This window comes from Chelativorans alearensis, from assembly GCF_010993735.1.
Lineage (GTDB): Bacteria > Pseudomonadota > Alphaproteobacteria > Rhizobiales > Rhizobiaceae > Chelativorans > Chelativorans alearense.
In genome coordinates this window covers 441,493-463,397 of record NZ_WQNI01000001.1, presented here as the reverse complement: position 1 = coordinate 463,397, position 21,905 = coordinate 441,493, and the positions used below count along the sequence as shown (strand labels likewise).

Genomic DNA, 21,905 nt, shown 5'->3' with positions numbered 1-21,905 from the left:
ATACTTTAGGCTTGAAATATCTCACCTCAGGTGCGATCCTGCCTCAAGCTTTCGCCGAGAGTGAGGATGTAGGATGAAGGTTGCGGTTCTGGGAGGCGGTCCAGCCGGCCTTTACTTTGCGATCTCGATGAAGCTGCGGGAGGCTGGCCACGAGGTCACCGTCTATGAGCGCAATCGGCCGGACGACACCTTCGGTTGGGGTGTCGTGCTGTCGGACGAGACGCTCACCAACCTTACGGCCAACGATCCCGTGAGCGCCGCCGCGATCCGTGAGCATTTCGCCTATTGGGACGATATCGCCGTCCTCTATCGCGGCACGCGGACGGTCTCGACCGGCCACGGCTTCTGCGGCATCGGCCGCAAGATGCTGCTCGTTCTCCTGCAGGAGCGGGCGCGCGAGCTTGGTGTCGATCTGCGTTTTGAGGCGGAGATCGACGATCCACGCCCCTTCATGGAAAGCCATGACGTCGTCATCGCCGCCGACGGCCTGAACTCCAAGTCGCGTACGGTCTTCGCCGATGTTTTCCAGCCTGACATCGACGTCCGCAAATGCAAGTTCGTCTGGCTCGGTACGCACCAGAAATTCGACGACGCCTTCACCTTCATCTTTGAAGAGACGGAACACGGCTGGGTCTGGGCACACGCCTACCAGTTCGATAACGACACGGCCACGTTCATCGTCGAATGCTCGCAGAAGACATGGGAAAAATTCGGCTTCGGCGAGATGTCCAAGGAAGAGTCCATCGCCACCTGCGAGAGGATCTTCGCCGCACATCTTGGCGGCCACGAGCTCATATCCAACGCCAGCCACATCCGCGGCTCCGCCTGGATCAGTTTCCCCCGTGTGCTCTGCGCGCGGTGGTCGCATAAGAACCTGGCGCTCATGGGCGATGCGGCGGCGAGCGCGCATTTCTCCATCGGCTCGGGCACCAAGCTCGCTCTCGAAAGCGCGGTGGCGTTGGCGGATTATCTCCATTCGGAGCCGACGCTTGAGGCTGCCTTCGTGAAGTACGAGGATGCCCGCCGCACGGAGGTGCTGCGGCTGCAGTCGGCGGCGCGCAACTCGCTCGAATGGTTCGAGGATGTGGAGCGCTACCTCCATCTCGATCCGGTTCAGTTCAACTATTCGCTCCTCACCCGCTCGCAGCGCATCAGCCACGAAAACCTGCGCCTGCGTGACCCCGAATGGCTGGGAAGCGCCGAGGCCTGGTTCCAGCACCGGGCGGGCAGCAATGTGAACGGCGCCCGCCCGCCAATGTTCGCGCCCTTCCGGCTGCGCGACATGCGGCTCGTCAACCGTATCGTGGTCTCGCCTATGGCCCAGTACAAGGCGGTCGACGGCTGCCCGACCGACTGGCATTTCGTCCACTATGCCGAGCGCGCCAAGGGCGGGGCGGGGCTCGTCTATATCGAAATGACCTGCGTGACGCCCGAGGGGCGGATATCGCCCGGATGCCCCGGCTTCTATAAGCCCGAGCACGAAACTGCCTGGAAGAGGATCGTCGATTTCGTCCATCGCGAGACAGAAGCAAAGATCTGCGCCCAGATCGGCCATTCCGGCCCGAAGGGTTCGACCCAGGTCCCGTGGGAGGATTCCGAAGCGCCGCTCGTCTCCGGCAACTGGCCGCTGCTGGCGCCCTCGGCGGTTCCTTGGAGCGACCTCCACCAGATCCCAAGGGAGATGACGCGCCAGGATATGGACGAGGCGCGCGACGCCTTCGTTGCCTCGGCCAAGATGGCCAATCGTGCCGGCTTCGACATGCTGGAGCTTCACATGGCGCACGGCTATCTCCTGTCGGCGTTCATCACGCCGCTTACCAACCGGCGCACCGACGAATATGGCGGCAGCCTGGAAAACCGCATGCGCTACCCGCTGGAGGTGTTCCACGCGGTACGCGCGGTGTGGCCGGATGAAAAACCGATCTCCGTGCGCATCTCGGCGAACGACTGGGTGGGCGAGGAGGGCATCCGTCCGGAGGACGCGGTGGAGATTGCCCGGATGCTGCAGGCGGCCGGTGTCGACATCTGCGACGTCTCGGCCGGTCAGACCTCGCTTCGGGCAGAGCCCGTCTATGGCCGCATGTTCCAGACCCCGTTCTCGGACCGCATCCGCAACGAGACCGGCATGGCCACCATGGCGGTCGGCAACATCTACGAGCCGGACCATGTGAACTCGATCCTGATGGCGGGCCGTGCCGACCTTGTGTGCCTCGCGCGGCCGCACCTTGCCGATCCCTATTGGACGCTGCATTCCGCCGTGGAATTAGGCGACCGCCACGTCAGATGGCCTGATCCCTACCTGCGCGGCCGCGAGCAGGCCTACCGGCTCGCGGAACGGCGGGATACCATGCCGGGGAAGGTGTGATGGCCGCTGTCGTCGGAACGCACGCGCTGGTGACTGGCGGCGGCTCGGGTGTCGGAAAGGCGATCGCGCTGGCGCTGGCCGACGCCGGCGCTAAGGTCACCATCTGCGGCCGGCGTATCGATCCGCTGCAGGCTGTTGCCGACGAGCACCCGCATATCCACGCGACAATCGGCGATGTGACCGACCAGTCCTCGATGGACTGGCTCTACCGGGGCGCCGAGGCCGCGCGCGGCCCGATCGACATCGTCATCGCCAACGCCGGCATTGCATCCAGCGCGCCTGCCGCGAAGACAACGCTTGAGGATTGGAGGAGGACGCTCGACATCAATCTCACCGGCGCCTTCCTCACCGTCCAACCGGCGCTTGAGGGAATGGCCACGCGGAAGAGGGGACGCATCATCTTTATCGCCTCCGTCGCGGGTCTCAAGGGCTATGGCTATGTCGCGCCCTACGTCGCTTCCAAGCACGGGGTGGTCGGCCTCATGCGTGCGCTCGCGGTGGAATTTGCCAAGACGGAGATCACGGTGAACGCCGTCTGCCCGAGTTTCGTCGAGACGGAGATGGTGGCCAGATCCATCGCCCGCATTGCGGAGAAGACGGGACGCACGGAGGAGGAGGCGCGCGCGAGCTTGATGGCCGCCAATCCGCAGGGCAGGTTCATTCAGCCGGAGGAGGTGGCCTCGGCGGTGCTCTGGCTCTGCAGTCCGGGGGCGGCCTCCATCACCGGCCAGGCCATATCGGTTTCGGGGGGTGAGACATGGTGAGCGTGCCGCTTTCGGTGATCGATGCACGGTCGGGCGACAAGGAGCGCCTGCGCCTCTGGATCAGGATGCTGCGCACCACGCGCATCGTTGAAGCCGAGTTGCGTGAACGGCTCAAACGCGACTTCAATTCTACTCTCCCACGCTTCGACGTGATGTCGGCGCTCTACCGTGAGAGCGAAGGTATGCTGATGAGCGACCTTTCGCGTTTCCTGTTGGTCTCCAACGGCAATGTCACGGGCATTATCGACCGGCTGGTGGCCGACGGCTATGTGGTGCGCGCCAAGCGCGACGGGGACAAGCGCACCTCCGTGGTGCGCCTGACGCCGTCAGGTGTGGAAGCCTTCGAGAGGATGGCGGCCGCGCATGAACGCTGGATCGCCGAGCTCCTCGGCGGCGTAGACACAGCCGAGGTGCACAGGCTTTCCGAAATGCTCCACGCATTCCGCAGCAACTGGGAGGGTGAGCATTGACCCCGATCGAGATGGCGGGCCTTGAGCCCGAACACTTCCTCTGGCGGATGGAGGGGCGGGTCGCGGTCGTGAAACTCGATCGGCCCGAGCGGAAGAACCCGCTCACCTTCGCTTCCTACGCGGAGCTGCGCGACACTTTCCGCAATGTCGCCTACGCCGAGGATGTCGATGCCGTTGTGTTTTTGCCGAACGGTGGCAATTTCTGCTCCGGCGGAGACGTGCACGACATCATCGGCCCGCTGGTCGGCATGGAAATGAAGGAGCTTTTGGCCTTCACCCGCATGACGGGCGATCTCGTCAAGGCGATGCTCAATTGCGGCAAGCCGATCATTGCCGCGGTAGACGGCGTCGCTGTGGGGGCCGGCGCCATCCTTGCCATGGCCTCTGATATCCGCCTCGCAACGCCCGAGGCCAAGACCGGCTTTCTTTTCACGCGGGTTGGCCTTGCCGGTTGCGACATGGGTGCCTGTGCGATCCTGCCGCGCATCATCGGCCAGGGGCGGGCGGCGGAACTTCTCTATACCGGCCGAACGATGAGTGCGGAGGAGGGGGAGCGCTGGGGCTTTTACAACCGGCTCGTCACCGCCGACAAATTGGAGGCGGAGGCCCTCGACCTGGCCGCGCGCATCGTCTCCGGCCCGACTTTCGCGCACGGCATCACCAAGACACAGCTCAATCAGGAATGGTCGATGAGCCTCGACCAGGCGATCGAGGCCGAAGCCCAGGCGCAGGCGATCTGCATGCAGACCCGCGACTTCGAACGCGCCTACCGCGCCTTCGTCGCCAAGCAAAAGCCGGTGTTCGAGGGCGATTGATGGCGGACAAAAGCTTTCTCACCTGGCCTTTTTTCGAGGACCGTCACCGCCAATACGCCGAGCGGCTTGAAGCCTGGTGCGCGGCGAACTTGCCAGTTGACCACACGGATGTGGACGCCGCATGCCGAGAGCTTGTGCAAATGCTCGGGCGCGACGGCTGGCTGAAGCCGACCGCGGTCGATCCTGCCGATCCCGCGCCCCTAGACGTGCGCACGCTCTGCATCACCCGTGAGGCCCTGGCGCGATACGACGGGCTCGCCGACTTCGCATTCGCCATGCAGGGGCTCGGCACCGGTGCCATCAGTTTCTACGGGACGCTGGAGCAGCAGCGCTGGCTCGACAAGACGCGGGCCGGCGAGGCGATCGCCGCCTTCGCCCTTTCCGAGCCGCGCTCGGGCTCCGATGTCGCGAATATGGACATGAGCGCGACACGCGACGGCGGCTCCTACGTTCTTACCGGCGAGAAGACCTGGATCTCCAATGGCGGCATCGCCGATCTCTACGTTCTCTTTGCCCGCACCGGCGAGGCGGCGGGTGCCAAGGGCATTTCCGCTTTCCTGGTGCCGGCAGATACGAAAGGCCTGAAAATCGCCGAGCGGCTGGAGGTGATCGCGCCGCATCCGCTTGCCCGCCTTTCCTTCGAGGGCGCGCGTGTTCCGGTCTCCGCGATGATCGGCAAGCCGGGCGAGGGGTTCCGCATCGCCATGTCGGTGCTCGACGTGTTCCGCTCGACGGTGGGTGCGGCCGCTCTCGGCTTCGCCCGCCGCGCGCTCGATGAGAGCGTGAAGCGGGCGGCCGAGCGGCAGCTCTTCGGTGCGCCGATGGCCGAGTTACAAATGGTGCAGGGGCATCTGGCGGATATGGCGCTGGATGTCGACGCTGCGGCCCTTCTCGTCTACCGCGCGGCCTGGACGAAGGACATGGGTGCTGCCCGCGTCACCCGCGAGGCGGCCATGGCGAAACTCTTCGCCACGGACCGTGCGCAAGAGGTGATCGACCGCGCCGTCCAGCTTCACGGCGGCGACGGCGTCCGCCGTGGGCATATCGTGGAAAGCCTTTACCGCGAGATCCGGGCGCTGCGTATCTACGAGGGCGCATCCGACGTGCAGAAGGTGGTGATCGCCAGGCAGCTATTGGGCGCGGTATGACGCCGCTCGTGCATTCTTGAGGTTTTCGCAAATTGAGGAGTTTCATGCATAGCGTTCTGCAACCCCGGGGATGGGCAAGGCCCAAAGGTTATGCAAACGGCATCGCCGCCCAAGGCAGGCTCGTTTTCGTCAGCGGTCAGATCGGTTGGAACGGGAAGGGCGAATTCGAGAGCGACGATCTGGTCGCGCAGGTGCGGCAGACGCTTCTCAATGTGGCGGCCGTGCTTGCTGAGGCCGATGCGCGGCCGGAACACGTCACCTCCATGACCTGGTATTTTACCGACAAGGCCGAGTATCTCGCCAATCTCAAAGGGATCGGTGTCGTCTACCGGGAGGTGATGGGCTGGTACTATCCCGCCATGACCGCCGTTCAGGTGGTCGCGCTGATGGAGGATCGCGCCAAGGTGGAGATCCAGGCGACGGCCGTCGTACCGGAGTGAGGTTTCCATGGGTGAGGTGACGCCGATTCGTTTTTCCGAGGCTGTTTCGGCAAGCCTGGAGGACGGCGTTCTGGTGGTCACTATCGATAATCCGCCGGTCAACGCCGCCTCGGCGGACATGCGTTCCGGCCTCCTGGCGGCGATCCGCCATGCCGGTACCGAGGATGCCATCAGCGCGGTGGTCATCACCGGCGCGGGCAAGACCTTTGTCGGCGGCGCCGATATCAAGGAGTTCGGCCAGCCGGCAACCGAGCCAATCTTGCCGGAGGTTGTCGAGGCGATCGAGAAGAGCAGTAAACCTGTTGTGGCCGCCATCAACGGTGCCGCCCTTGGCGGCGGTCTGGAGATCGCGCTTGCCTGCCATCATCGGATCGCCGGCGATAGGGCTATCCTCGGGTTACCCGAAGTAAAACTGGGCATTGTGCCGGGGGCGGGCGGCACCCAGCGCCTCCCACGCCTCGTCGGTATCGCCAAGGCGGTGGAACTGATTGCCGCCGGGCGCAGCGTGGCTGTCAGCGAAGCCCTCTCCCTTGGCATCATAGACCAGGTGGTGGCAGGAAATCCCGCCGCTGGCGCGGTCGCCGCCGCACGGGATCTCGCATCTCAACCGTTGCGCCGGACGGGCGAATTGGCCTTGCCGGTGGAAGACCCGCAAGTGATTGATGAAGCGGTCGACAAGGCTCTATCACGCGCGCGTAGAGGGGCGGCGCCGGCCGAAGCGGTGCAGCTTATCAGACGTGCCGGCGAACGTTCCCTTGCGGAGGGGCTCGCCGAGGAGCGCGCGACGTTTCTGCGGTTGCGCGATTCCGACCAGGCGAAGGCATTGCGTCATGTCTTCTTCGCTGAGCGCGCGGCAGCAAAAGTGCCCGGCCTCGAAGGCGTCGAACCGCGAACGGTGCGAACCATCGGCGTGATTGGAAGTGGGCTAATGGGCTCCGGCATCGCCGTCTCCGCGCTCAACGCGGGTTATCGTGTCATCGTCGTCGAGCAGGATGCGGAGGCGGCGGAGAAAGGCTTCGATCGGATCGCTGGGCTCTTGGATCGGGCAATAAAGTCGGGGCGTATCGATGCGGCGGGCCGGGCCGAGCGCCTTCTGCGCCTTTCTATCGGCAGTGTCCAAGACCTCTCCACCGCCGATCTCGTCATCGAGGCCGTCTTTGACGACCTGGATGTCAAGACGGAGCTTTTCGAGAAGCTGGATAAGATCGTCCGGCCGGACACCGTTCTCGCCACCAACACAAGCTACCTCGATCCCGACGCCATCGCAGCGGCGACATCGCGGCCGGAGCGCCTCTGCGGCCTCCACTTCTTCTCACCTGCGCATGTGATGCGGCTAGTCGAGGTCGTGCGCTGCGGCAAGACCGCCCCGGAGGTGCTTGCGACCGGAATCGCGGTCGCGCGCCGGCTCGGGAAACTGCCTGTCGTGTGCGGCGTCTGCGAAGGTTTCATCGGCAACCGCATCTTCTCCGCTTATCGCCGTGAGGCCGAGTTCCTGGTCGAGGACGGCGCCTGGCCACAGGAGATCGACGCGGCAATGGAGGATTACGGTTTCGCCATGGGCCCGTTTGCCGTCTTCGATCTGGCAGGCCTTGAGATCGCCTGGGCGCGGCGCAAGCGCCAGGCGGCCACCCGCAATCCTTCGGAGCGCTATATCGAGATCGCGGACCGGCTCTGCGAGATGGGCCGTTTCGGCCAGAAGACGGGCAGCGGCTGGTACGCCTATCCGGATGGAAAGCGCACCGTCGATCCGGAAGCAACCGCTGTGATCGAAGCGTGCCGGAAGGCCAAGGGCATCGCTCCGCGGCGGGTTTCTTCCGACGAAATCGTATCGCGCCTGCTTGCGGTCATGGCTGCCGAAGGCGATGCCCTCTTGGCCGAAGGCATTGCCGAAAGGGCGAGCGATGTCGATCTCGTCATGATCAACGGCTATGGCTTTCCCGCTCACAAGGGCGGGCCGATGTATGTTGCGAAGGAAGGGTTGCACCCATGAGCCAGCTTCCGGGTCTCCCCGCCATTGAAGCCATGGACGAGGCCGATCCCCTGCGCTCGATGCGCGGCCGGTTCAGCCTGCCCGAGGGCGTCGTCTATCTCGACGGCAACTCTCTCGGGCCGGCATCGCCCTCCGTCTTCGGCGAGCTGGAAAAGGCCGCGAGAAAGGAGTGGGGCGAAGGCTTGATCGGCAGCTGGAACAGCGCCGGCTGGTTCGATCTGCCGATCGAACTCGGCGACCGGATCGGCCGACTGATTGGCGCTGCGCCCGGCCAGACGGTCGTCTGCGACACGACCTCGATCAACATCTATAAGGCGCTCCATGCGGCGATGGGTCTGCGACCCGGCCGCCCGGTCATCGTCGCTGAAGGGGGCAGTTTCCCGACCGATCTCTATATGGCGGAAGGCGTCGTCTCCACCCGGCCGGAGATGCGGTTGCTCCTCGAAGGTATGGACGCGCCGACGATCGAGGAACTGATAGACGACCGCGTCGCCGTCGTCCTCGTCAACCACGTGAACTACAAGTCCGGCGAACTGCGCGATATGGCGGCGCTGACGCAGAGGGCTCATGAAGCGGGCGCCCTCGTCGTCTGGGACCTCTGCCACTCGGCGGGCGCATTGGCTGTCGATCTCGATGGCGCGAATGTCGATTTCGCCGTCGGCTGCACCTACAAATACCTGAACGGAGGCCCCGGCTCGCCGGCCTTCATCTATGTCGCCAAGCGCCATCAGGCCGGGGCGCGTCAGCCGCTCAGCGGCTGGTGGGGCCACGCGCGGCCGTTCGCTTTCGAACCGCGCTTCGACGCGGATACGGGTATCCGCAAATTCCAGTGCGGCACGCAGCCCGTCCTCTCATTGCGGGCGCTGAAAGCGGCGCTCGACATTTGGGATGCCGTAGATATGGCAGCGGTGCGGAAGAAAAGCCTCGCGCTCACGGACCTCTTCATCCGGCTCGTTGAGACCAGGTGCGAACCCTTCGGCCTCGTGCTCGAAAGCCCGCGCGAAGGCGCAAAGCGCGGCAGTCAGGTCTCCTTCGCCCATAGCCACGCTTATGAAATCGTGCAGGCGCTGATCGCCCGTGGTGTGATCGGCGACTTCCGTGCGCCCGCCACAATGCGCTTCGGTTTCACGCCGCTCTATCTCCGCTATCTGGACGTCTGGCGCGCGGTCGAGACGCTTGAAGAGGTGCTACGGACGCAGGCCTGGAAGGATGAACGCTTCGCCGCCCGTGCCGCGGTTACGTGAGGAGGGCTCTCACACTCCCAAATAGCGGTCCTGAAGCTCCGGCGTAAGCGCTTCGGGCGAACCTTCGAACACCGTTGCGCCCTTCTCCAGGACGAAGCAGCGGTCGGCAACGGGCAGGAGTTCGGCGAGCGTCTTGTCGACCACGAGGATCGACTGTCCGCCGGCCTTGAGCTTGGCGATCGCCGCCCAGATGTCGCGGCGGATCACGGGCGCGAGGCCCTCCGTCGCCTCGTCGAGGATCAGGAGGCGCGGGTTGGTCATCAAGGCGCGGCCGATCGCCAGCATCTGCTGCTCGCCGCCCGACAGCGTGTTGGCGTATTGGTCGCGCCGTTCGGCCAGGCGGGGGAAGAGCTCCACCACCTTTTTGAAGGTCCATTCGCCGGCGCGGGCTGCGGCAACGAGGTTTTCCGAGACCGTGAGGTTGGGGAAGCAGCGGCGGCCCTCCGGAACCAGCCCAAGACCCAGTCGCGCGATGCGGTGTGGCCGCTGGCCGGCGATCTCCCGTCCTGCGAAGCGGATGGAGCCTGAGCGCAGGCGGACGAGACCGAAGATCGACCCTATCGTCGTCGTCTTGCCCATGCCGTTGCGGCCCATCAGAGCCACCACCTCGCCCTCCTGCGCATCGAGGCTCACACCGAACAGCGCCTGCGAGGCGCCGTAAAAACTCTCCACCCCTTTAAGCTCGAGCAGGTTCACGCCGGTTCTCCGAGATAGGCCCGGCGGACTTCGGGATCGTTGCGAATCTCGTCCACCTTGCCCGTGGCGATGATGCGGCCATAGACGAGGACGGAAACGCGATCGGCGAGCGCGAACACCGCATCCATGTCGTGTTCGACCAGAAGGATGGGCGCTTCCCGGCGCAGCGTGTCGAGAAACCGCGTCAGGTTCTTCGAGCCCTCCGGTCCCATGCCGGCCATCGGCTCGTCCAAAAGGAACGCCTTCGGGCCAAGCGCCAGCGCAATGGCGATCTCGAGCTGCCGTCGCTCGCCATGCGGCAGCTCCGCCGCGGGCACATGCGCGCGGTCCGCAAGGCCCGCGCGCTCCAGCATGGCCATGGCCGGTTCCTCAAGGCTCCTGTCGCGCATCACCGGGCGGAAGAAGCGCAGGCTCGATCCCTGCTTCGCCTGCACCGCGAGCATCACATTGCGCAGCGCGGAAAACTCCTGCGCCAGTGACGAGGTCTGGAAGCTGCGCGCCAGCCCCAGCCGCGCCCGCGCCGCCATGTCGAGGCCCGCCATGTCCTGCCCGAGGAAGCGGATCGTCCCGCTGTCTGGCGTCAGTGAGCCGGAGATCTGGTGGATGAGCGTGCTCTTGCCGGCACCGTTAGGGCCGATAAGGGCGTGGATCTCTCCGGAAACGAGATGAAGGCTCACGCCGTCGGTTGCCTTCAGCGCGCCGAAGCTCTTCCTCAGATCGCGGATTTCGAGGACCGGCTCAGCCATACCGCTCCTTTCCCGCAACGAGGCCCATGAGCCCGCCGCGCGCGAAGAGCACTACACCGAGAAGGATAAGGCCCAAGAAGAGTTGCCAACGCTCGGTGATGCCGCCGAGCGCAAATTCGAAGAGCACATAGAGCATTGCACCCGCCACCGGACCGAACAGCCGGCCTTTGCCGCCGAGGATGATGAGCACGATCAATTCGCCCGACATATGCCAGGAGAGCATGGACGGGCTCGTGAACCGGTTGAGGTCGGCAAAGAGCGCGCCGGCAAGCCCGGTGATCATTGCCGAGATGGCAAAAGCCGTGAGCCGGATATTGAAGGGCGCGATGCCGACGGCCGCTAGCCTGGTTGCGTTCTGCCGTGCCGCGTGAAGCGCGGCACCGAAGCGCGAGCCGCTGAGCGCCCAAAAGAGCGCAAGCCCTAAAAGAAGCAGCGCGTAGCAAATCAGGAAGAATGGGAGCGGCTGCGCCGTGTTGACGCCCGGAAAGGTGTTCCGGACATAGATCGACAGCCCGTCCTGGCCGCCATAGGCGGGCCAGGAGATGGCGAAGTAGTAGATCATCTGCGCGAAAGCGAGCGTGATCATGATGAAGTACACGCCGGAGGTACGCAGGCTTATCGCGCCGATGGGAAGCGCCACGAGACCGCAGACGACGACGGCCACCAGCCAGATCGCCGGCATGGAGGTGGTGGCGGGAATGCCGAGGAAAAGCGGCTCGGCGTTGAAGGCGTGGGTGGCAAGGATGCCGGCGGCGTATCCACCGAGGCCGAAAAAGGCAGCGTGGCCGAAAGAGACCAGACCGCCGAGCCCGAGCGCGATGTTGAGCCCGACTGCCGCGAGCGCCAGAACGGCGATGCGCGTGGCGAGCGTTACGTAGAAGGGTTCATCCATGACGGAGGCCGCAAGCGGCACCACCAGGAGCAAGAGGGCAAGGCCCGCGTTGGTGATGGCTTCGCGCGTCACGGTCTGTCTCATGGCTGTGCGGCGAAGAGGCCGGTTGGCCGGAAGGCAAGGATGAGCGCCATGACGATGTAGATCAGCATGGATGCCAGCGCACCGCTGATGAGTGCGGTCTGCGAGGGAGGAAGCACCAGCGACAGCGCCTGCGGCAGGAGGAAGCGCCCCATCGTATCGACCACACCGACGAGGACGGCACCGAACAGCGCGCCCTTGATGGAGCCGATGCCGCCGATGACGATGACCACGAATGCGAGGATCAGCACCGGTTCGCCCATGCCGACCTGCACCGATTGCAGCGCGCCGACCAGCGCGCCCGCGAGGCCAGCAAGTGCCGCACCCAGCGCAAAGACGACCGTGTAAAGGGTCGAGATGTCGACGCCGAGCGCGGCGATCATCTCCCGGTCGGATTCGCCGGCGCGGATGCGCATGCCAAGGCGGGTGCGGGAAATGAGCAGGTAGAGCCCGATCGCCACGACGATGCCGACGCCGATGATGGCGAGCCGGTAGAGCTGGTACTGCCCGCCCCCCGGCAGGGGCACCGCGCCCTGGAGCAGGGGAGGGATATCGAGATAGAGCGGAAAGGAGCCGAACAGCCAGCGCGTGCCTTCCGAGAAGATCAGGATCAGCGCGAAGGTGGCAAGCACTTGGTCGAGATGGTCGCGTTCGTAAAGCCGTCGGATGACAGCCATCTCGACGATGGCGCCGGCAGCGGCAGCAGCGATCAAGCTCGCAATCAGCCCGATCCAGAAGGAGCCGGTGGCGGCAGCGACGGTCGCGCAGGCGAAGGCGCCTGCCATGTAGAACGATCCGTGGGCGAGGTTGATCAGACCCATGACGCCAAAGATGAGCGTCAGCCCCGCCGCCATCAGGAACAGCATGACCCCGAGCTGGAGTCCGTTCAGCAGTTGCTCGATCAGGAGTGCGGTGGACAAGGAGGGCGATCCGGATCTGCGATTTGACGCATCGCTGTTTCCTCAGCGTCAAGCTGGCGGAGTGGCCGCGCCGTCATTCACGACGGCGCGGCATGAAGGCAACTGTGCCGCCTACTGCATATTGCACTGTTCGGCGTAAGCGTCCTTGTGGTCCTCGAAGGCGGTGCCGACGATGGTGTTGGTGAGCACGTTGTCTTCCTTCACCACTTCGCGGATATAGACGTTCTGCACAGGGTGGTTGTTGGTATTGAATTTGAACTCCCCGCGAACCGAGTTGAAATCCGCTTCCTTCAGTGCCGCCCGGAACGCCTCCTTGTCCTGCACGCTCGCCTTGGAGAGCGCGGAAAGGATCAGGTTCGCCGTGTCCCAGCTCTGTGCCGCATAGATCGAGGGAAGGCGTTTGTACTCGCTCTGGAAGGCCTCCACGAACTCCTTGCTGGCTTCGTTGTCCAGGTCTTTCGCCCACGTGGCCGAGTTCTTCACGCCCAGCGCGGCATCGCCGACGGCAGGCAGAACGTCCTGGCTGAAGGAGAAGCCCGGCCCCATCACGGGGATGTCGACGCCCGACTGGGCATATTGCTTCATGAAGGCTATGCCCATGCCGCCCGGCAGGAAGAAAAAGACGGAGTCGGCGCCCGAGGCGCGGATCTGCGCGATCTCGGCCGCATAGTCGGTCTGTCCAACCTGGGTATAGACCTCGCCGGCGAGCTCTCCCTTGTAGAAGCGCTTGAAGCCGGTAAGCGAGTCCTTGCCCGCCGGATAGTTGGGGGCGAGGATGAAGGTGTTCTTGTAGTCCTGGTTGGCGTATTGCCCCATCGCCTCGTGGAAATTGTCGTTCTGATAGGCGACGTTGAAGTAGTTCGGATGGCAGTTGGCGCCCGCGAGCGCCGAAGGGCCAGCGTTGGGCGACAGATAGATAACGTCCTGCGCCACGGCATTGGGCACCACCGCCATGGCCAGGTTCGACCAGATGATGCCGGTCATGAGGTCGACCTTGTCGCTCTGGATCATCTTTTCGGCAATCTGAACGGCAAGCTCGGGCTTCTGCGCATCGTCCTCGATGACGAGTTCGATGTCCTTGTTGCCGGATTGCTTGATGGCCAGCGTGAAGGCATCGCGCATGTCGATGCCGAGCCCGGCGCCGCCGCCCGAAAGCGTGGTGATGACACCGATCTTCACCGGCTCGGCATAGGCATGGCCCGATACGGCCAGCGACAGCCCGATGAGGCCGGTTGCAAGAACGTTCTTCATTTTATTCCCCTCCAACATTCTTCATCTTATTTTCCCCTGGTGGTTCAGAGGCTGGTGCGAACTTTCCAGAGTTCGGGAAACAGTTCAACCTCCAGCATCTTCTTGAGATAGGAAACGCCGGACGTGCCGCCGGTGCCCCGTTTCATGCCGATGATGCGCTCCACGGTCGTCACATGATTGAAGCGCCAGCGGCGGAAATAATCCTCGAAGTCGACCAGCTTCTCGGCAAGTTCATAGAGCTGCCAGTAGCGCAGGGGATCGCGATAGACGGTCCGCCAGGCCTCCAGCACCTCATCGCTTTCGGCCCGCGCTTCGTGCCAGTCGATCCGCTCCGCATCCGCGCCGACGTCGAAGCCGTTGCGCGAAAGAAGCAGGATCGCTTCGTCGTAGAGCGAAGGCTCCGCCAGGATCGCCTCCAGTTTCGCGATGCGTTCAGGCTCGTGCGTATGGGGGCGCAGCATCGCCGGGTTGCGGTTCCCGGCCAAGAACTCGATGGCGCGGTATTGCCAGGACTGAAAGCCCGAGGACTGGCCGAGCGCATCGCGGAACTCGGTGTACTCGCTGGGCGTCATCGTCCTCAGCACATCCCAGGCACTGTTGAGCTGTTCGAAGATACGGGCAACCCGCGTCAGCATCTTGAAGGAAGGCTCGAGCTGGTCTGCGCGGATCATCCGGATGGCCGAGCCCAGCTCGTGCAGCGCCAGCTTCATCCACAGTTCGGAGGTCTGATGCTGGATGATGAACAGCATCTCGTCATGGGCGGTGGAAAGCGGCTCCTGCGCATCGAGCACCCGCTCCAGGTGCAGATAGTCGCTATAGGACATGCGATCCCGGAAGGACGTCTCGGCTCCTTCTTCGGAGGGGTCGTATGGTTTGCTCAAAGCGTCTTCTCCGTCCTCAGCCGGAACCGCTGGATCTTGCCCGTCTGTGTCTTGGGCAGGGTGTCGACGAACCTTATCGAGCGCGGATATTTATAGGGCGCGATGGCAGCCTTCACGTGGTCCTGCAGGCGCTTCATGCACAATTCATCGCGCGCAATGCCCTGAACCAAAACGACATGGGCCTCCACGATCTGTCCGCGCTCGGCATCGGGCGCACCGATCACCGCGCACTCGGCGACATCGGCATGGGACAGCAGCGCCGCCTCCACCTCGGGACCGGCGATATTGTAGCCGGCGCTGACGATCATGTCGTCGGAACGCGCGACGAAGTGGAAGAAGCCTTCCTCGTCCTCCAGAAACGTGTCGCCCGTAATGTTCCAGCCGTCGCGCACATAGTCCCGCTGCCGCGCGTCGGCGAGGTAACGGCAGCCGGTCGGCCCGCGCACCGCCAGTCTGCCGGGCGTGCCGCGTGGAAGCTCGTTCATATCCTCGCCGACGATGCACGCCTCGTAGCCGCCGACCGGGCGACCGGTCGAGCCGGGCTTCAGGTCCTCGAACCGGTTGGAGATGAAGATGTGCAGCATTTCGGTGGCGCCGATGCCGTCGAGGATCGGCTTGCCGGTCTTCGCCATCCATTCCTCGAAGACGGGCCCCGGCAACGTCTCCCCCGCCGAAACCGCCGCTCGGAGCGAGGAGAGATCGGCGCCTTCGTCCATCGCCTTCAGCATGGCGCGGTAGGCGGTGGGCGCGGTGAAGGAGATGGTCGCGTGATAGGTCTCGATGATATCGATCATGTTGGCGGGCGTCGCCTGCTCCAGGAGCGTGGCGGCGGCGCCGAAACGCAGTGGGAAGATGGCAAGCCCGCCAAGGCCGAAAGTGAAGGCGAGGGGAGGGGAGCCGACAAAGATATCGTCAGGCGTTACCCGCAGGATCTCTTTCGCGTAGCCGTCGGCGATGACCAGCAGGTCGCGGTGGAAATGCATGGTCGCCTTCGGCACGCCCGTGGTGCCGGAGGTAAACCCGAGGAGGGCGACATCGTCACGGCCGGTTTTCACAGCCTCAAAGACCACCGACTTGTCGAGCGCGATGCGGTCGAATTCCGCGTCGTGGTTAGCCGTACCGTCGAAGCCCACCACCTGTTTCAGGAACCGGCTGTCCTTGGCGCAAGCGACGAGCTCGTCCATCAGCCGGGTATCGCAAAGCGCGAGGCCGATCTCCGCCTTGTCGATGATCTTGGCCAGTTCGCTTGCGCGCAGCATCGGCATGGTGTTGACGACGACGGCGCCTGCCTTGGTGGCGGCCAGCCAGCAGGCCACCATGGCCGGGTTGTTAGCAGAGCGGATGAGAATCCGGTTGCCGGGCTTGATGCCGTAATTCTCGACCAGCGCATGGGCGAGCCGGTTCGTCCAGTCGGAAAGCTCTTTATAGGTGCGACGGCGGCCGTTGCCGATCAACGCCGTGCGGTCTCCGAAACCTTTCTCCACCATACGGTCAGTCAGTTCGACGGCGGCATTAAGATATTCGGGATACTCGAAGCGCTCGAGCAGGAAATCCGGCCACTCCTCCTCGGGCGGAAGATTGTCGCGCGTGAAGGTGTCTTTATGCGCTGTCGGTCCGAGCATCATGTGGCCTCCCTCATGGTGCGGAGACAGCGAGACCGATTTGCCGGCATCCCGCTGGATGCGTTCGCAAACGGCACTTCACTGGCACGGAAACGGCAAAGGGCACTGCGGTCTCCCATCCTCCTTGAAGCCTATCAAGGATGGCACCAGCCGCAAATTACTTCAAGCCTAAAATTTCTAGCTGTAAGGTTGACTTTACCCCCTGTCCTCCCGCTTCTATGCGGGAACAAGGAGGAGCATCATGTTCGAGCGCTTGATAACCGACTGGGACGATGCTTACGCCAACGGCCCGAACATCCCGGGCGGCGACCGCTGGCCGGAGGCGTGGGTGGTGCCGGCGCGAAGCTTTCGCGAGAGCCTTGTCGCGGCCGGCCGTGCAAAGCTCGACCTCGCCTATGGCGACAAGCCGCGCAATCGGCTCGACCTCTTTCTTCCCACTGGAAAGCCCAAGGGCCTCGTCGTCTATGTCCACGGCGGCTATTGGCTGCGGTTCGACAAGAGCTACTGGTCGCATCTTGCCGCAGGCGCCGTTGAAAACGGCTATGCCGTCGCGATCCCTTCCTACAGGCTCTGCCCGGAGATCCGCATCGGCGGTATCGTGGAGGAGGTCGCCGCGGCAATCGAAGCGGCGGCGGCCATGGTCGAGGGCCCGCTGATGCTGACAGGCCATTCGGCCGGCGGCCATCTTGTCAGCCGGATGGCTTCAGCCACCACGCCGCTTGCCTCTCAAGTCCGGGAACGCGTCCGCCGTGTCGTCTCGATTTCCGGGGTGCACGATCTGCGCCCACTTATGCGCACGACCATGAGCCAGGAACTCCTTATCGACGAAGCCGAGGCAGTGGCCGAAAGTCCGGCACTGCTGCGCCCGATGGAAAGCGCGCGCATCACCTGTTGGGTGGGCGGTAGCGAGCGCGCCGAGTTCCTGCGCCAGAACGAGCTGCTTGCAAACATATGGGCAGGCCTCGGCGCGATCACCTCGGCGGTGGTGGAGCCAGACCGCCACCATTTCACTGTCGTCGATGGTCTCACGGATCCGCGCCACCCCCTCGTTCGGTGTCTCCTCGCGGAATAGGGCCACGCCCGCTCTTCCTCAATCGCCGGGATCGGGAATCTTCAGTGGATAGCCGCAAGCCTTGCAGTGGACCGCATCGGGGTCGTGGCGCTGCAGCCCGCATTGCGGGCATGGATACCGGACCTTGTAGGGCCGAAAAATCGCCTGGGCCAAACGGATGAAAAGCGAGATGCCGGCGATCATGATAGCGACCGAGGTCAGCTTGCCCCACGTGCCCGGCAGGAGGATGTCACCGTAGCCCGTGGTGGTTATGCTCGCGACCGTAAAGTAGAGGGCATCGACATAGCCGGCGAGGCCTGAGCCTTCCCTGAAGAAGAACGTGTAGATGAAGCCGGTCACCACGAACAGGAAGGTGACCAGATTGAGAGCCGAATGGATGATCTCGCGCCAGGGCCCGTAACCCCGCCGCGTAAGTGGGCGCCATAGAAAGCCGCTGCGCGAGAGCGACCATAGCCGCAGGACGCGCAGGAATCCAAGATTGGCCAGCCAGAGCGGCGCGAGCAACGTTACCAGGATGAAAAGATCGACGAGACTTGTGGGCTGCCGCAGCCAGCGCGGAATGTCGTTCGCGGCAAGGGCGCGAGCCGAGATATCCGCTGCGAGCAGAGCCGCGATGGAATAGTCGATCCAGAGAAAGGATGGCCGCCCGCGCAGCACCGGGCTCACGACGAAGAATGCTATGATCAGAAGATCGACGACCATGACTGCGAGTTGGAACCGCAACGCATTTTGTGAATGACCATGGTAAAGAATGCGCAAGCGTCGCCGCAGGCGGTCCAGTGCATTTGCTTCCCGTTCCGTGCCGTCGGTTTCTGAGGAGATACCCATCGTCCATTGCCCAATGCATTTTAACGGGAAGGGGTTCCGGCAACAGCGACTGGTGGCGTGCGCAGAGCGCCTAGCTTATTTGGTCCAATGGCCGGCTGAGATTTTTGCCACAGGGACCGAGACTGGCAGAACGCGCGCCGCCTGTAAATCGCGGCAGCCTCAGGTGCTCGCGCGGCTGCCAATCGCGTCGACGCGCTTGACAACCTGGGCGCCTTCATGATGCGCTGACGATCGAGCGGTCGGCCAAACGGCATGAGGCCGCGCCAGAACCCGCCCGAGGAAACGGCATGCGACCCGAACTCGGCCTCCACGTCGCAGCCGCGCTCTGGCGGCGCCAGTTGTTGGAGATCCGGTGCATGAGCGACGCTCATGTACACGTAAGCGCAGACGTGCTTGTTGCTGCCGACCTGATGGGCATCGCCCCTTGGGATGGCTCTCTCCCCCTCTATCAACAGCCGGCGAGGCCGGGCGCCTCCCCCACGGCATTCCCTTGCTTGCGAAGCTTTGCCGAGCAACTGCGCGGCGCCGAGCAGGCGAACGCGGCATTTCTAATCAAGGGAGGAGCGCGCATCGACGTAAGTGAGGGTTTGATGAAAGACTGATTTGACAAGGGAGGAATGAGGAATGCGAAAGACCATCCTGACATTTGCGCTGGTCGCGGCCGGAGCGGCGATGTCCGTGCCGGCACAAGCGCAGCAACTGCGTATGATGACCGGCCCGCAAGGCGGCGCTTGGTATCCCCTGGGCGGCGCCATTCAGGGCATGGCATCCGACGCGCTCGGCGTCTCGATACAGGTCCTGCCGGGCGGCGGCGTCGCGAATGTGCAGGGCGTGCAGAACGGCGATGCCGATCTGGGATTTGCCAATTCCATTTCCACGGTGGATGCCATCGAGGGGCGCGAGCCCTTCGAGGGCAAAGCCGACAATGTCTGCAATCTGGCCACCCTTTATCCGCAGTATTTCCAGATGGTCGTAACAGCGGATAGCGGCATCGCGTCGGTTGAGGATTTCGCCGGAAAGCGGCTGAACACCCAGCCCGTCGGCAACACCGCAGAGCAGGTGACGCGGGCGGTGCTGCAGACGGCTGGCATCTCCTATGAGGATCTGAAAGCCGTCGACTTCGTGTCGTACTCGGATGGTGTTGCCCTGATGCAAGACAACAATTCCGAGGTCTTCGCGCTCGGTACGACCATCCCGTCCTCCGCCATCATGGACCTGGCGAACAGCACCGCCATCAAGCTGGTGCCTCTCGAGCAGGAGTTCATCGACAAGATGAGATCGGAGATCAATCCGGGCTACACCTCGATCACCATTCCGACCGGGACGTATCCGAAGCAGGACGAAGACATCGTTACGGTCGGTTACGCAACCCACGTCATCGCCCGCTGTGACCTCGATGCGCAGATCGTCGAAGGCTTGCTCACCCAGATGTGGGAGAACCGTTCCGACCTCGCCACCATCGCCTCGGCCATGAAGGATACATCCCTCGAAAAGATGGCGCAGGACGTGGGTGTACCCATGCACGAAGGTGCCAAGGCGTTCTACGCGGCCAACGGAATCGCGCAGTAGAACCGTATGTCGGGGAAGCCAGTCGCGGCTTCCCCCACCCCTTTTGCTCGCCTGGAACATTGCTGCCTGCCGCATGGCGGCAGGCCGATCGGAGCACGCGATGATTCGCTACGAATTCTGGTTGAAGCGGATGATCACGGTTGTGGCCGTGACCATGAGTCTGTTCCACCTCTACGTTGCATATTTCGGCCCCCCAAACGCGTTCACGCTGCGCGCGACCCATTTCGGCTTCGCCCTGGTCCTCGCCTACCTCTCGCTGCCGGTCCTGCGTTCCCGTCAGGGCAAGGGACCAGGCGTCCTGGACTGGGTGTTTCTCGTCGCCTCGGTGGCCGCCTCGGCCTATCCGATTATCGAACAGACCTACTTCAACACCCGCATGGCCTATGTTGGGCCGGTCTCGGCCACCGATCAGACCTTCGCCATGCTGATGATCATCGTCGTGCTGGAGGCCACCCGCCGCGCAATCGGGCCGATCCTCCCGCTTACGGCGCTCGCATTCCTTGGCTACCAGATATTCTTCACCAACACCCGCATCGTCCGTCTCCTCGAGTACCAGTACATGACGACCGATGCGCTGTTCGGCATTCCCGCGCAGGTCTCGGCGACCTATGTGGTGCTGTTCGTCATCTTCGGCGCTCTGGCCGAGCGGCTGGGTATCGGCAAGCTCTTCATGGATTTCGCGCTGGCCTTGACGGGGCACAGGGCCGGCGGGCCGGCCAAGGTCGCGGTGGTGACCTCGGGCTTGTTCGGATCCGTGTCAGGCTCGGCTGTCGCCAATGTGATGACGACCGGAACGTTCACGATCCCTCTGATGAAGAGGATCGGCTACCCTGCTCCTTTTGCCGGAGCGGTCGAGGCAGTCGCCTCCACCGGCGGCCAGATCATGCCGCCGATCATGGGCGCCGCCGCCTTCGTGATGGCCGAGTTTTTGGGAACGAGCTATCTGAACGTGGCCGCTTTCGCGCTGTTGCCGGCGCTGCTTTATTATCTCGCCGTCTTTCTTGCGGTGCATTTCGAGGCCCGCAGGCAGGGGCTGCAGGGGCTGCCCAAGGCCGACCTGCCGCGCGTTGGCCAGGTGCTCAGGGAGCGCGGCCACCTCTTCCTGCCGCTGGCGATCATCATCGGCACGCTGATGTCCGGGTTCTCGGCGCCGTACTCCGCCCTCATGGGGATTTTCTCGATCGTGCCCGTGGTGCTCTTGCGCAGCACGACACGCGGCGAACTCACCATCGCCAGGGTCATCGATGGGCTTGAATCGGGTGCCATCAATTCGGTCATCGTCGCTCTCTCGTGCGCCTCCGCCGGTATCGTCATCGGCGTCATAGCCCAGACCGGCCTCGGCCTCACCTTCACCGGCATCGTGCGGGCGGCTGCCCAGGACCTTTTGTTGCCGGCGCTCATCCTGACGATGGTGGCGGGGATCATCCTCGGCATGGGCATGCCCACGACCCCTGCATACATCGTCCAGGTTGCGCTGTTGGTGCCCGCGCTCGTGCGCTTGGGCATCCCAGTCGAAGCGGCGCATATGTTCGTCTTCTATTTCGCGATTCTGTCCGCAATCACCCCGCCAGTGGCGATCGCGGTCTACGCAGCTTGCGGCATCAGCCGCTCGGCCGTCTGGGCGACGAGTTGGGCAGCGGTGAAGCTTGGGCTGACCGGCTACATTATTCCCTTCATGTTCGTGTTCGGGCCGTCGCTGCTTCTCATCGGCGAATGGCACGTGATTGCTCTGACCGCCGTCACTGCGACCGCGGGCGTAGCATTGCTCGCCGGCGGATTGAGCGGCTTTTTCGTGAAGCCGGCAAACGTGTTGGCGCGGGTCCTTTTCATCGCCGCGGCATTCACGCTGATCAAGCCTGGGGTCTGGACCGACCTTTCGGGCCTGGCTCTGGGCGCTGTCGCGCTATTTATCAATCTGCGCTGGCCGGCAGCGGTGCGCCTTCAGCCCGCGGGCGGCAAGCCACACCTCGGACCAGTCGAGGCTCCCATTGCCGCCCCGGTCGACCCGACGGACATCTTCCAGGCTCCGGCCGCGCATCCGTCACGGAAACTGCCGGATCCATGATGCGTCGTGCCGGCGCATATGCCTTTACGCCGCCGGCCGGCGGCGC

At 63.9% G+C, this 21,905-nt stretch carries 20 protein-coding genes; 12 read left to right on the top strand and 8 right to left on the bottom strand.

The genetic code is table 11. The features are described 5' to 3' along the window. Nucleotides 1-73 precede the first annotated feature (73 nt). Genes GPJ75_RS02085 through kynU form a run of 8 tightly spaced genes read left to right on the top strand, consistent with a single transcriptional unit; the run spans nt 74 to nt 9,236 of the window. Nucleotides 74-2,365: a bifunctional salicylyl-CoA 5-hydroxylase/oxidoreductase gene (locus GPJ75_RS02085; protein ID WP_163264580.1), complete on the top strand. Its 2,292-nt coding sequence runs from the start codon at nt 74-76 to the stop codon at nt 2,363-2,365. Next, the gene (locus tag GPJ75_RS02080; RefSeq protein WP_163264578.1) at nt 2,365-3,129 is read left to right on the top strand and encodes an SDR family NAD(P)-dependent oxidoreductase; all 765 of its coding nucleotides are present in this window, start codon (nt 2,365-2,367) and stop codon (nt 3,127-3,129) included. Before GPJ75_RS02085 ends, GPJ75_RS02080 begins: the two co-directional genes overlap by 1 nt. Continuing rightward, on the top strand, nt 3,123-3,599 hold the full coding sequence (locus GPJ75_RS02075; protein ID WP_163264576.1) for a MarR family winged helix-turn-helix transcriptional regulator: 477 nt from the start codon (nt 3,123-3,125) through the stop codon (nt 3,597-3,599). Before GPJ75_RS02080 ends, GPJ75_RS02075 begins: the two co-directional genes overlap by 7 nt. Before the next feature lie 11 nt (nt 3,600-3,610). Then, entirely contained in the window at nt 3,611-4,414 is an 804-nt protein-coding gene (locus GPJ75_RS02070) for an enoyl-CoA hydratase family protein (RefSeq protein WP_163264896.1), read from the top strand. Further along, complete coding sequence (locus GPJ75_RS02065) at nt 4,414-5,562, top strand: acyl-CoA dehydrogenase family protein (RefSeq protein WP_163264574.1); 1,149 nt, start codon at nt 4,414-4,416, stop codon at nt 5,560-5,562. Before GPJ75_RS02070 ends, GPJ75_RS02065 begins: the two co-directional genes overlap by 1 nt. 44 nt (nt 5,563-5,606) lie before the next feature. Next, complete coding sequence (locus GPJ75_RS02060; protein WP_163264572.1) at nt 5,607-6,002, top strand: RidA family protein; 396 nt, start codon at nt 5,607-5,609, stop codon at nt 6,000-6,002. 7 nt (nt 6,003-6,009) lie between these two features. Then, nucleotides 6,010-7,992 carry a 3-hydroxyacyl-CoA dehydrogenase NAD-binding domain-containing protein gene (locus GPJ75_RS02055; RefSeq protein WP_246248871.1) on the top strand — a complete coding sequence of 661 codons (1,983 nt, stop codon included), beginning with the start codon at nt 6,010-6,012 and terminating at the stop codon, nt 7,990-7,992. After that, a complete protein-coding gene (kynU, locus tag GPJ75_RS02050) occupies nt 7,989-9,236 on the top strand; it encodes a kynureninase (RefSeq protein ID WP_163264570.1) in 1,248 nt (415 codons plus the stop codon). Before GPJ75_RS02055 ends, kynU begins: the two co-directional genes overlap by 4 nt. Before the next feature lie 9 nt (nt 9,237-9,245). Here the strand turns inward: kynU and GPJ75_RS02045 are convergent, their stop codons facing one another. From GPJ75_RS02045 to GPJ75_RS02015, 7 genes are all read right to left on the bottom strand, one after another. Next, a complete protein-coding gene (locus GPJ75_RS02045; RefSeq protein WP_163264568.1) occupies nt 9,246-9,932 on the bottom strand; it encodes an ABC transporter ATP-binding protein in 687 nt (228 codons plus the stop codon). After that, nucleotides 9,929-10,678, bottom strand: a complete 750-nt coding sequence (locus GPJ75_RS02040) for an ABC transporter ATP-binding protein (protein ID WP_163264566.1) — start codon at nt 10,676-10,678, stop codon at nt 9,929-9,931. The genes GPJ75_RS02045 and GPJ75_RS02040 overlap by 4 nt, the downstream gene beginning before the upstream one ends. Next, on the bottom strand, nt 10,671-11,654 hold the full coding sequence (locus GPJ75_RS02035; RefSeq protein WP_163264564.1) for a branched-chain amino acid ABC transporter permease: 984 nt from the start codon (nt 11,652-11,654) through the stop codon (nt 10,671-10,673). The genes GPJ75_RS02040 and GPJ75_RS02035 overlap by 8 nt, the downstream gene beginning before the upstream one ends. After that, on the bottom strand, nt 11,651-12,571 hold the full coding sequence (locus GPJ75_RS02030) for a branched-chain amino acid ABC transporter permease (protein WP_163264562.1): 921 nt from the start codon (nt 12,569-12,571) through the stop codon (nt 11,651-11,653). The genes GPJ75_RS02035 and GPJ75_RS02030 overlap by 4 nt, the downstream gene beginning before the upstream one ends. A 111-nt stretch (nt 12,572-12,682) precedes the next feature. Continuing rightward, entirely contained in the window at nt 12,683-13,822 is a 1,140-nt protein-coding gene (locus GPJ75_RS02025) for an ABC transporter substrate-binding protein (protein ID WP_163264560.1), read from the bottom strand. Nucleotides 13,823-13,866: 44 nt separating this feature from the next. Then, nucleotides 13,867-14,703, bottom strand: coding sequence for a tryptophan 2,3-dioxygenase (gene kynA / locus GPJ75_RS02020; RefSeq protein WP_163264558.1), 837 nt, complete (start codon nt 14,701-14,703; stop codon nt 13,867-13,869). Continuing rightward, nucleotides 14,700-16,325 (bottom strand): AMP-binding protein, encoded by a 1,626-nt coding sequence (locus tag GPJ75_RS02015; RefSeq protein WP_163264556.1) that lies wholly within the window; start codon nt 16,323-16,325, stop codon nt 14,700-14,702. Before GPJ75_RS02015 ends, kynA begins: the two co-directional genes overlap by 4 nt. 241 nt (nt 16,326-16,566) lie before the next feature. Between GPJ75_RS02015 and GPJ75_RS02010 the strand changes: the two genes are divergently transcribed. Then, nucleotides 16,567-17,397: an alpha/beta hydrolase gene (locus tag GPJ75_RS02010; RefSeq protein ID WP_163264554.1), complete on the top strand. Its 831-nt coding sequence runs from the start codon at nt 16,567-16,569 to the stop codon at nt 17,395-17,397. A gap of 18 nt (nt 17,398-17,415) precedes the next feature. Here GPJ75_RS02010 and GPJ75_RS02005 read toward each other — a convergent pair whose 3' ends face one another. Then, nucleotides 17,416-18,225 carry an ion channel gene (locus GPJ75_RS02005; RefSeq protein WP_163264553.1) on the bottom strand — a complete coding sequence of 270 codons (810 nt, stop codon included), beginning with the start codon at nt 18,223-18,225 and terminating at the stop codon, nt 17,416-17,418. 287 nt (nt 18,226-18,512) lie between these two features. On the opposite strand from GPJ75_RS02005, the gene GPJ75_RS02000 reads away from it, so the two are divergent. The 3 genes from GPJ75_RS02000 (at nt 18,513) to GPJ75_RS01990 (ending at nt 21,859) form a co-directional block, all read left to right on the top strand. Then, complete coding sequence (locus GPJ75_RS02000) at nt 18,513-18,827, top strand: hypothetical protein (protein ID WP_163264551.1); 315 nt, start codon at nt 18,513-18,515, stop codon at nt 18,825-18,827. Between the two features lie 22 nt (nt 18,828-18,849). Continuing rightward, nucleotides 18,850-19,794 carry a TAXI family TRAP transporter solute-binding subunit gene (locus GPJ75_RS01995; RefSeq protein ID WP_163264549.1) on the top strand — a complete coding sequence of 315 codons (945 nt, stop codon included), beginning with the start codon at nt 18,850-18,852 and terminating at the stop codon, nt 19,792-19,794. Between the two features lie 100 nt (nt 19,795-19,894). After that, the gene (locus GPJ75_RS01990) at nt 19,895-21,859 is read left to right on the top strand and encodes a TRAP transporter permease (RefSeq protein ID WP_163264547.1); all 1,965 of its coding nucleotides are present in this window, start codon (nt 19,895-19,897) and stop codon (nt 21,857-21,859) included. The last annotated feature ends 46 nt before the right edge of the window (nt 21,860-21,905 follow it).